At 63.2% G+C, this 9,684-nt stretch carries 9 protein-coding genes and 1 pseudogene; 4 read left to right on the top strand and 6 right to left on the bottom strand.

The window, feature by feature from the left end; genetic code table 11:
* The 6 genes and pseudogenes from ACR2J1_RS03745 to ACR2J1_RS03720 form a co-directional block, all read right to left on the bottom strand.
* Positions 1 to 313: pseudogene (locus ACR2J1_RS03745) on the bottom strand (indole-3-glycerol phosphate synthase TrpC); the annotation flags it as partial.
* A gap of 2 nt (positions 314 to 315) precedes the next feature.
* Positions 316 to 1,371, bottom strand: a complete 1,056-nt coding sequence (trpD, locus tag ACR2J1_RS03740; protein ID WP_434018011.1) for an anthranilate phosphoribosyltransferase — start codon at positions 1,369 to 1,371, stop codon at positions 316 to 318.
* On the bottom strand, positions 1,361 to 1,981 hold the full coding sequence (locus ACR2J1_RS03735; protein WP_434018010.1) for an anthranilate synthase component II: 621 nt from the start codon (positions 1,979 to 1,981) through the stop codon (positions 1,361 to 1,363). The genes trpD and ACR2J1_RS03735 overlap by 11 nt, the downstream gene beginning before the upstream one ends.
* A 76-nt stretch (positions 1,982 to 2,057) precedes the next feature.
* Positions 2,058 to 2,576: a SixA phosphatase family protein gene (locus tag ACR2J1_RS03730; RefSeq protein WP_434018009.1), complete on the bottom strand. Its 519-nt coding sequence runs from the start codon at positions 2,574 to 2,576 to the stop codon at positions 2,058 to 2,060.
* The gene (trpE, locus tag ACR2J1_RS03725; protein ID WP_434018008.1) at positions 2,576 to 4,144 is read right to left on the bottom strand and encodes an anthranilate synthase component I; all 1,569 of its coding nucleotides are present in this window, start codon (positions 4,142 to 4,144) and stop codon (positions 2,576 to 2,578) included. Before trpE ends, ACR2J1_RS03730 begins: the two co-directional genes overlap by 1 nt.
* Positions 4,141 to 6,039 (bottom strand): peptidyl-prolyl cis-trans isomerase, encoded by a 1,899-nt coding sequence (locus tag ACR2J1_RS03720; protein WP_434018007.1) that lies wholly within the window; start codon positions 6,037 to 6,039, stop codon positions 4,141 to 4,143. The genes trpE and ACR2J1_RS03720 overlap by 4 nt, the downstream gene beginning before the upstream one ends.
* A 180-nt stretch (positions 6,040 to 6,219) precedes the next feature.
* Here ACR2J1_RS03720 and tpiA point away from each other — a divergent pair, with 180 nt between their 5' ends.
* From tpiA to ACR2J1_RS03700, 4 genes are all read left to right on the top strand, one after another.
* Positions 6,220 to 6,972, top strand: coding sequence for a triose-phosphate isomerase (gene tpiA, locus ACR2J1_RS03715; RefSeq protein WP_434018006.1), 753 nt, complete (start codon positions 6,220 to 6,222; stop codon positions 6,970 to 6,972).
* A gap of 110 nt (positions 6,973 to 7,082) precedes the next feature.
* Complete coding sequence (locus ACR2J1_RS03710; protein ID WP_434018005.1) at positions 7,083 to 7,499, top strand: hypothetical protein; 417 nt, start codon at positions 7,083 to 7,085, stop codon at positions 7,497 to 7,499.
* On the top strand, positions 7,496 to 7,849 hold the full coding sequence (gene secG / locus ACR2J1_RS03705) for a preprotein translocase subunit SecG (RefSeq protein ID WP_434018004.1): 354 nt from the start codon (positions 7,496 to 7,498) through the stop codon (positions 7,847 to 7,849). The genes ACR2J1_RS03710 and secG overlap by 4 nt, the downstream gene beginning before the upstream one ends.
* Positions 7,850 to 7,939: 90 nt before the next feature.
* Positions 7,940 to 9,568: a CTP synthase gene (locus ACR2J1_RS03700; RefSeq protein ID WP_434018003.1), complete on the top strand. Its 1,629-nt coding sequence runs from the start codon at positions 7,940 to 7,942 to the stop codon at positions 9,566 to 9,568.
* Positions 9,569 to 9,684: the final 116 nt, after the last annotated feature.

Raw genomic sequence — 9,684 nt, 5'->3', positions numbered from 1 at the left:
CCGGGTGGCCTTGGAAGGAGGGGGTGTCGGTGAGCACCGAGAGGCAGGCCGCGCCGCCAGCCTCGTAGGCCCGCGCCAGTGCGGGCGGATCGAAGTCGGCGCGGATCAAGCCTTTGGAGGGGCTCGCCTTCTTGATCTCGGCGATGAGGGCAATCTCTCCCTTTGACAGCTTTGCGCGCAATGCCCCGGCAAAGGGCCGCCCCGGCGAGGCGGTATCCGTGCGCTTGCGTAGCGCGGCGGATGGCACGGCCTCCTTTGCGATCTCTAGTTCAACCCGCTTATAGGCAAGAATCTTGTCGAGCACGTCTGCCATACTCAGACCTTATCACGGCTAAGCTCGACCAGCGCGTCGAGGACACCCTTGGCCTTGCCGCTGTCGATCGATTCGCTTGCGAGCGCAACGCCTTCGCGGAGCGTCTTGGCTTTGCTCGCGACGAGCAGCGCCGCCGCCGCATTGAGCAGCACGATATCGCGGAACGGCCCTGTCATGCCTTGCAGCAGCGCGGTGATATGGACGGCATTCTCGATAGCGTCGCCACCTTTGAGATCTTCGAGCTTTGCCTCGGGTAGCCCTGCGTTCTTCGGCGTGATCTTGAAGGTGGAAATTTTTCCGGAGTCGAGCGCCGCGACGTGGCTGATGCCGGTCGTGGTCAGCTCATCCAGGCCGTCCGCGCCATGCACCACCCAGGCCCGCTGGACGCCGAGGAGGCCAAGCACGTTAGCGATTGGCTCAACCCACTTCTCCGCAAACACACCGACGATTTGAAACTTGGTGCTCGCCGGGTTGGCGAGGGGGCCGAGCAGGTTGAAGATGGTCCGCGTGCCAAGCTCCGTGCGCACATGGGCGACGTGCCTCATGGCGGCATGATGCGCAGGCGCAAACATGAACCCGAGTCCGCACTGCTCGATGCAGAGTGCGATCGTCTCCGGCGTGCAATCGATATTCACGCCGAGTGCGGTGAGCACGTCCGCGGAGCCCGACTGCGAGGAGATGGAGCGATTGCCGTGCTTGGCGACCGGAACGCCGGCGCCTGCGACCACGAAAGCGGCGCAGGTCGAGATGTTGTAGGTTCCTTTGGCGTCGCCGCCGGTGCCGCATGTATCGATGACGCCTTCGGGCGCCGTGACCTTCAGCGCCTTTGCGCGCATGGCACGGGCGGCGCCGGCAATTTCCTCTACCGTTTCTCCACGCACGTGCAGGCCGAGGAGGAGCGCGCCGATCTGCGCATCCGTCGCGCGGCCCGACATAATGAGATCAAAGGCTTCGGCCGCTTCGCTTTGCGTGAGGCTTCCGCCTTCCGCGATCTTGCGTATGGCGCAGCGCAGATCCGCCGCCGCACTCACCTCATGCGTCGCCACGCTAGAGGGCACCGACGCTGTCTTTCTGTGCCGGCCCGCGCGCTTCCCGCTCGACACGCGCGAGATCCAGAAAATTTGCGAGCAGGTGATGCCCATGCTCCGAGGCGATGCTCTCGGGGTGGAACTGCACGCCATGCACGGGATAGCGCTTGTGCTGTAAGCCCATGATCACCCCGTCCGGCGTCTCCGCCGTGATTTCAAGTGACTCAGGCAGGCTTTCGCGCTCGACGACCAGAGAGTGATAGCGCGTCGCGGAGAAATCTTGCGGGAGCCCCGCGAACACGCCTTGGGCGGTGTGATGCACCTTCGACAGCTTGCCATGCATGAGCGTGGGTGCGCGCACCACACGACCGCCATAGACCTGCCCAATGGCCTGATGCCCCAAGCACACGCCGAGGATCGGCAAATAGGGCCCAGCGCGCTCGATGAGCCCCAGGCAAATGCCGGCGCGGTCCGGATCGCATGGACCGGGAGACAGCACGATGGCCTTCGGGCGCTCGGCAAGCACCTCTTCGACGGTCACCTTGTCGTTGCGATAGACGCGCGTGCTTGCGCCCAGTTCGCCGAGGAAATGCACGAGGTTATATGTGAAGCTATCGTAGTTATCGATGAGCGTAAGCATGTTGTGGTGTTACGCCTCGGGTCGTCGTGCCGTCAAGGTGGCGCGCCTCCGAAGGCATGGGGAGCGGCAGGCGGGACTACGCCTTGACGCCTTTCGGTGTCAGAAAAAGGCTCAACGTGCCGCTGTTAACCGAGACGTCCTGCCAGAGCGACGCCGGGAAATTGATCACCGCAAGCCCTGTGGTCGAGTACTTTGCCGCCAGCTGGTCCCGCAGCAGCTTCGCGCCATGCCCGATCAGATCCAGCGCCAAGGCCTGGATCTCAGGATTATGCCCGACGAGCGTGACGCTGCTGACGGCTGACGGCGTATCTTGCAGCATCTTCAGCATCGTTGCTGGCGGGGAATGATAAAGGGCGTCCTCATAGACGACGCGCGGCTCGGTTTTCAGCTCCGGCAGCACGAGGGCAAGGGTGTCGCGGGTCCGCCGCGCCGAGGAGCAGAGGACCAACTCCGGTACGATGCCGTGCGCCGTCATGGCCCGGCCCATCAGCGGCGCATCGATTTCGCCCCGCGTCGCAAGCGGACGATCATGATCCGGAAGGCCAGGATTTTTCCAGCTCGACTTGGCATGACGCAACAGACTGAGCGTGAGCATCATTGACCCCTCTTGGCACGGGCTGCGAAGCGCACCGCTTCATCCGCCGCCTTGAAGAGCGCCTTCGCCTTGTTCACGCATTCCGTCTGCTCGTTCTCCGGAACGGAGTCTGCGACGATCCCGGCGCCGGCCTGCACATACATGACACCGTCCTTCACGACTGAGGTGCGCAGCACGATGCAACTGTCCATGTCGCCATTGGCGGAGAAATAGCCCACGCAGCCGGCATAGAGGCCGCGGGCGTCGTCTTCGAGTTCATCGATGATCTCCATGGCGCGCACCTTGGGCGCCCCCGACACGGTGCCAGCGGGAAAGCCCGCCATCAGCGCATCGACGGCGTCGTGGCTCGGGTCGAGCCGGCCCTCGACGTTCGAAACGATGTGCATCACCTGACTGTAATATTCCAGGAAGAAGGAGTCGGTGACCGCGACGCTGCCGATCTCCGCCACGCGGCCGACATCGTTGCGGCCGAGGTCGAGCAGCATCAGATGCTCCGCGCGCTCCTTGGCATCCGCCAGCAGTTCTTGCGCGAGTTTCGCATCATCTTCGGGCGTGGCGCCGCGCGGACGCGTCCCCGCGATCGGTCGGATGGTGACCTTGCCCTCGCGGACCCGCACCAGGATTTCCGGGCTCGAGCCCACCACGGCGAATTTGCCGAAATTGAGATAATAGAGAAACGGGGAGGGGTTCACGCGCCGGAGCGCGCGGTAGAGCGCGAACGATGGCAGCGTGAACGGCGCTTCGAAGCGCTGGCTCAACACCACTTGGAAGATGTCGCCGGCGGCGATGTATTCCTTCGCGCGCAGAACCTTCGCTTTATAGGCCTCGGCGCTAGTGCTGCCCGACGGCTCCGGATGCGGCGTGGCGAGATCCGTGTCGCTCGTATGCGGCAGGGGCTGCTCCAGCCGTTCGATGGCAAGGCTGAGGCGTTTTCCCGCGCGCGCAAAGGCTGCCTTCGCGCTCACGCCATCGACAGGCCGCACCGGTGTCACCACGGTCATCTCGTCCTTGACGCTGTCGAACACGACGATGAGCGTCGGCCGCACCATGATGCTGTGCGGCAATTGTAACGGGTCGCGCTTGTCGCTCGGCAAATCCTCGATCAGCCGCACCGAGTCATAAGCGAGATAGCCGAAGACGCCCGATGCCATGCTCGGCAAACCGAGCGGCAGCGAGATCGCGGATTCCTTGAGTAACGCCCGCAGCGAGTCGAGGGTCGAAAGCGGTGAGCGTGCAAACGCCTCAGCGTCCACCTGTGGCGTACGATTGATTTCGGCCGTGGCGCCATTCGCGCGCCAGATCAGATCCGGCTCGCAACCGATAATTGAATAGCGTCCGCGCGTTGCCCCGCCTTCGACTGACTCGAGCAGAAAGCTGTTGGGCCGCTCATCCGCGAGTTTAAGCATCGCCGAGACGGGCGTATCGAGATCCGCGACTAGTCGCGTCCAAGCCACTTGCGGCACGCTTTGCTCATAGAGGCGCGCGAAAGTCGCGAAATCCGGCTCGATGGGAGCGCTGCCGTCGCTCTGCGGTAGCGGCGTTACGGAGGCAGCAGGCGCGGGGTTCATGGCTGCTCGCCGGTCCCGGTCAGCTTGGCGAGCGCCTCTTGATTGACGCTGACGCCATAGCGGCCTTCGAGCGCACCAAAATACTCCGCGATGATGTCGTCGCTGACGAAGAGGCCGAGCTGTTGCTTGACCTGGGCCAGACCCGCCGCATCGAGCGGCTCGGGCGGCGTGATCTTATCCACCTGGAATACGATGCGGCCTTCCTGAATGCCGGAAGGTGCCGACCCAAACCCGCCTTGCGGCAGAGTGAAGGCCTGGGCGACGGCAGGCTTGAGAACATTCACGCCGATATCGTTCCGCTTGAGCGGATCGCTCGACATGACTTCCGCGTTCAGCTCTTTCGCCACGTCTTCGAGCGTCTTGCCGCCGCTCAGCGCGTTCACGAGGTCTTGCGTAAATTTCGCAAGTTGGGTCCGGACCTCATCCGTACGCCACGCCTTGGCAACGTCTTCTTTGGCCTGGTCGAACGGCTTCACCTGCTGCGGCACGACACCCAAAACATCGTACCAAATCACGCCCTCGTCCTTGGCGTCGATCGGATCGTTCTCGACGCCGCTGTCGCTGCTGAATGCGGCGTCCAGCACCGTCTGTTGCGCCGGAAGGGTGACCGTGGAGCCGTCGGGCTTGCGCCCCTGGCGGTCGACCTGATCGATCGTCTCGAACTTGAGTTTGAATTTTCCTGCGATTTCCGCAAGGGTCGTGCCGGATGCGCGCTCATCCTCGATCTTATCGTGCAGATCGAAGATCGCGCCGGTCGCACGCTCCTTGAGAAGCTTTTTCTCCAGTTCCGGCTTGGCCTCTTCGAAGGTCGGGGTCTTGCCCGGCTCGATCTTGGTCACCCGGAGCAGCACCGTGCTGCCGAGTTTGCCCGTCACTGGACCGCTGACTTTATTTTCCTCGGCGGCAAACGCCACCTCGGCGACGGCGGGATCGGCAAGATCGCCGCGCTTCAACAGCCCGAGATCGACGTCGCCCTCGCTCAAACCGTTCTGCTTGGCGACCTCCATGAAATCCGTGCCAGACTGGATCTTCTGCAGCGCCGCATCGGCGGCCGCCTTGTCCGCGAAGGGGATTTGCTGCACCTGCCGCCGCTCGGGATTGCCGAGTTGGCCTTTGTCCGCCTCGTAAGTCGTCTTGAGATCGTTCTCGGTGATCTGCACCTGATCGCGCACCGATTCCGGCGTCACGGCGAGGAGGCCGAGTTTGCGGAACTCCGGCTGCGTAAACTTTGCGCGGTGATTGTCGTAGTAGCTCTTAAGCTGCTCCTCGGTCGGCTCGGGCACGGCTCCCGCAGCCGTGTCGGGCACGAGGACATACCGCAACGTGCGCGTCTCGCTGTTGAAGCGGTTGAGGGCATCGAGCAGAATTTGCGGCGCCGTCACGCCTTTACCGACGGTGGAGAGAAGTTGCCGGCGTAAATTGCGCTCGCGCTGCGAAGCAAGATAGCCCTGCTCCGTTAGCCCGACCGTGCGCAGCGCCTGCTGGAACGCGATTGGACTGAATTGCCCGGTGCTGTCCTGAAAGGAGGGATCCTTCATGATCTCCTGGAGAATCGCATCGTCGCCGACGGCAAGGCGCAGATCCTCGGCATGATTGTCGACGGCGGCGCCGCCGATCAGCCGCTCCAGCACGCGATTATCGAGGCCCATGGTGCGCGCTTCTTGGATGCTCAGGCTTCGTCCGGCCGATGCGCTCATCGAGCGCAGCACCTCTTGCTGGGTGCGCATATAGTCCTGCTGCGTGATCTCTGTGTCGCCGATTTTAATCAGGGTCTGGCTGCCATAGCCGGTAAAAATGTCCGCGATGCCCCAAATCGCGAAGCTGATCACGAGCAATCCGAGAAGGATCACGCCGAAGAACCGTCCCGCGCCTCTGCGCAAAGTGTCGAGTGCCACGCTTCAAGCCTTCCGTTCAATGAGTTGCCAAGGCGGCGCGATGGACCGATCTTTTGACTGTCCTGCGCTGCGACGGCCTCATAGGTAGCAAGACAAGAGCGGCAAGGCGAGGCCCTAGGCAAAGGCTTGGTTTAGGCGCAAAACGATCGCCCAGGGCGCGTTGAGACAAAGGGGAGGGGCGTGACAGCCATCAGACCGCTCGTTGCCGGCAATTGGAAGATGAACGGTCTCGGAGCGTCCCTGGCCGAGATTGCCTCCTTGCTCGACCGTCTGGCGCAGAACGGCCTGCCGCCGACGGACATTATGGTTTGTCCGCCTGCGACCCTTCTGACTAAAGCCAAACTCATGCTCGAAGGCGGCCCCGTGACGCTTGGCGCGCAGGATTGTCATCCCTTGGCCTCCGGCGCGCATACCGGCGACCTTTCGGCCGAAATGCTGGCCGATGCTGGGGCAAAAGCGATCATCGTGGGGCATTCGGAGCGCCGCACCGATCACGGCGAGACCGACGCCATGGTGAACGCCAAGACGCAGGCAGCCCATCGCGCGGGGCTTTCGGCGATCATTTGTGTCGGCGAAACCGAGCAAGAGCGCCGGAACGGCGCGACCTTGGAGGTGGTGCAAGGCCAGCTCGCCGGATCGGTGCCACGGGACGCCCGCGCGGCGAACACCGTGATTGCCTATGAGCCCGTATGGGCCATCGGCTCGGGCCTAACCCCCACACAAGACGATGTGGCCGAGGTGCACGCCGTGATTCGTGCTGAGCTCACAAGGCTGATCGGAGAAGAGGGAACCGGCGTCCGCATCCTTTATGGCGGCTCGGTAAAGCCCGGCAATGCCCGCGAACTTCTCCAAATTGCAAATGTGAATGGCGCCCTCGTCGGCGGGGCGAGCCTGAAGGCTGAGGATTTTTATACGATTTTATGCGCTTATTGACCGGGCCGGCCCGTCGATTCTTCGGCGAGTGGTGCCCCCAAGTGGTTGGCAAGGGCGGCAATCTTCGCCATTCTGCCGCTATCTGTGGGGAATCATACTGCGAGGCCTTAATGCTGTCGCTGCGCTCCATTGCCGTTGCGCTCCTCGTCGCGGGCTTATTGCCGCTCGCGGCTTCGCGCGTGCTGGCCGAGCCGCTCGACAAAGAGAGCTGCAAAGAGCTTCAGGACCAGCGCAAAGCGCTTCTGACCCGCGAAATGCAGGCAGCCCTCGATCACGGTCCGGATTGGGTCAAGGACCATCTCGACCCAACGGAACTCGACAAGGTGCGGCGCTTTTTGATGGTCGAGGAGAAAATCGTGTTCCAGTGCCGTGGCGGCGGCGCGGAAAAGGCAAAGATCGCAACCGACGGGATGCCGCTGCCTGACCGCAACCCAAACCGCCCCGCCACAGTAGCGGAAGCCAAGCCTAGCCAAACGGTGGCTGATTCGGATAAGACACCGGCTGACAAAGCAAAGGCGACCCAATGAGCACAGTGCTTCTCCTGATCCACCTCTTGATTGCCGCCGCGATGGTGGGCGTAATCCTGCTGCAGCGTTCCGAAGGCGGCGCTCTTGGAATCGGCGGTGGCGGTGGCGGTGGCGGTGGTTTCATGACCGGCCGCAGCGCCGGCAATGCCCTGACGAAGGCCACCGCAATTTTGGCGGCGGGTTTCTTCACCACGAGCCTTGTCCTCTCGATCCTGGCGGGCACCCATCGGGCCCCGACATCCATCATCCCCGGCAGCACCGGTGGCGGCAACGGTCTTGCGCCGCTGCAGCTCCCTGTCGCACCCCCGAGCCCGGCACCGGCGACGCCGCAGGCGCCGCAATCGAATTAATTTAGCTTATTCCGAAACGCCACGCGTAGCCCGTGGACGATCGCTCTTTGGGCTACGACTCGTGAACGATTCCGTATATGGTCGAGGCCCATGGCGCGGTACGTTTTCATTACCGGCGGCGTGGTCTCCTCGCTAGGGAAGGGGCTCGCATCGGCGGCGCTCGGGGCACTGCTCCAGGCGCGCGGCTACAGCGTTCGCCTGCGGAAGCTCGACCCCTATCTCAACGTCGATCCGGGAACCATGAGCCCCTATCAGCACGGGGAGGTGTTCGTCACCGATGACGGCGCCGAGACGGATCTCGACCTCGGCCATTACGAGCGCTTCACCGGACGCCCCGCGAGCCAAGCCGACAACATCACCACCGGCCGCATCTATCAGGAGATCATCACCAAGGAGCGGCGCGGCAACTATCTCGGCTCCACGGTGCAAGTCATCCCCCACGTCACCGACGCGATCAAGACCTTCATCACCACAGGCAATGAAGGTGTCGACTTCGTGCTGTGCGAGATCGGCGGCACGGTCGGCGACATCGAAGGCCTTCCCTTCTTCGAGGCTATTCGCCAGCTCGGCAACGAACTGCCGCGCGGCTCGACTGCCTTCATCCACCTCACACTCGTGCCCTTCATCCCGAGCGCCGGCGAGCTCAAGACGAAGCCGACGCAACACTCGGTCAAGGAACTCCGTTCCATCGGCATTCAGCCCGATGTGCTGTTGTGCCGGACAGACCGGCCGCTGCCGAGCGACGAGCGGCGCAAGATCGCTCTCTTCTGCAATGTGCGTCCCGAAGCGGTGATCCAAGCGCTCGACGTCGAGAGCATCTACGAGGTGCCCATCGCCTATCACCGCGAAGGCTTGGACCGCGAGGTGCTCGCAGCCTTCGGCATTACCGATGCGCCCGAGCCGGACCTGGAACGCTGGCGGGAGATCTCCGAGACCGTCCTCAATCCGGACGGCGAGGTGACCGTGGCCATCGTCGGCAAGTACACGGGGCTGAAGGACGCGTACAAATCTCTCAGCGAAGCCCTGATGCATGGCGGCATCGCCAACAAAGTCAGGGTCAACCTCGAATGGATCGAGGCGCAGGTCTTCGAGTGCCAGGATGCTGCCACCTATCTTGAGGACGTGAACGGCATCCTCGTTCCCGGCGGATTCGGTGAGCGCGGCTCGGAAGGAAAAATCCAGGCGGCCAAATATGCGCGCACGCGCCGCGTTCCCTATTTCGGCATCTGCTTCGGCATGCAAATGGCCGTCATCGAGGTGGCACGCGATCTCGCCGGCATCGAAGGCGCAAGCTCGACGGAGTTCGGCCCGAGCGAAGAACCGGTCATCGGCCTGATGACCGAATGGATGAAGGGCGAGGAACTCCAGCAGCGCCACACCAACGGCAATCTCGGCGGCACCATGCGCCTCGGCGCCTACGATGCCGTCCTTGCCAAGGGCAGCCAAGTTGCCGGCATTTACGGCACGACCCACATCTCCGAGCGCCACCGCCACCGCTACGAAGTGAACATGCGCTATCGCAACAAACTCGAAGCCGCCGGCTTGCGCTTTTCGGGGCTCTCGCCGGACGGCCTGTTGCCGGAGATCGTGGAGGTGCCAGACCATCCTTGGTTTGTCGGCGTGCAGTTTCATCCCGAACTGAAGTCGCGGCCCTTCGATCCCCACCCACTCTTTGCATCGTTCATTCACGCCGCGGTGGAGCAGTCGCGGCTGGTGTAGCGCATCGCCCCGCGTCCTCGGGAGTGACGGCTCTGACTGAAAAATCTGTCACCGCGCTCCGTGGCACGATCGTTTCCTTCAGCGACGACCCGTTTCTCGTCGATCCGGCCAGCGCG

This window comes from Methyloceanibacter sp. (assembly GCF_050999895.1).
Taxonomy (GTDB): domain Bacteria; phylum Pseudomonadota; class Alphaproteobacteria; order Rhizobiales; family Methyloligellaceae; genus Methyloceanibacter.
The sequence above is the reverse complement of the archived record's forward strand: the minus strand, read 5'-3'. Positions and strand labels throughout refer to the sequence as shown.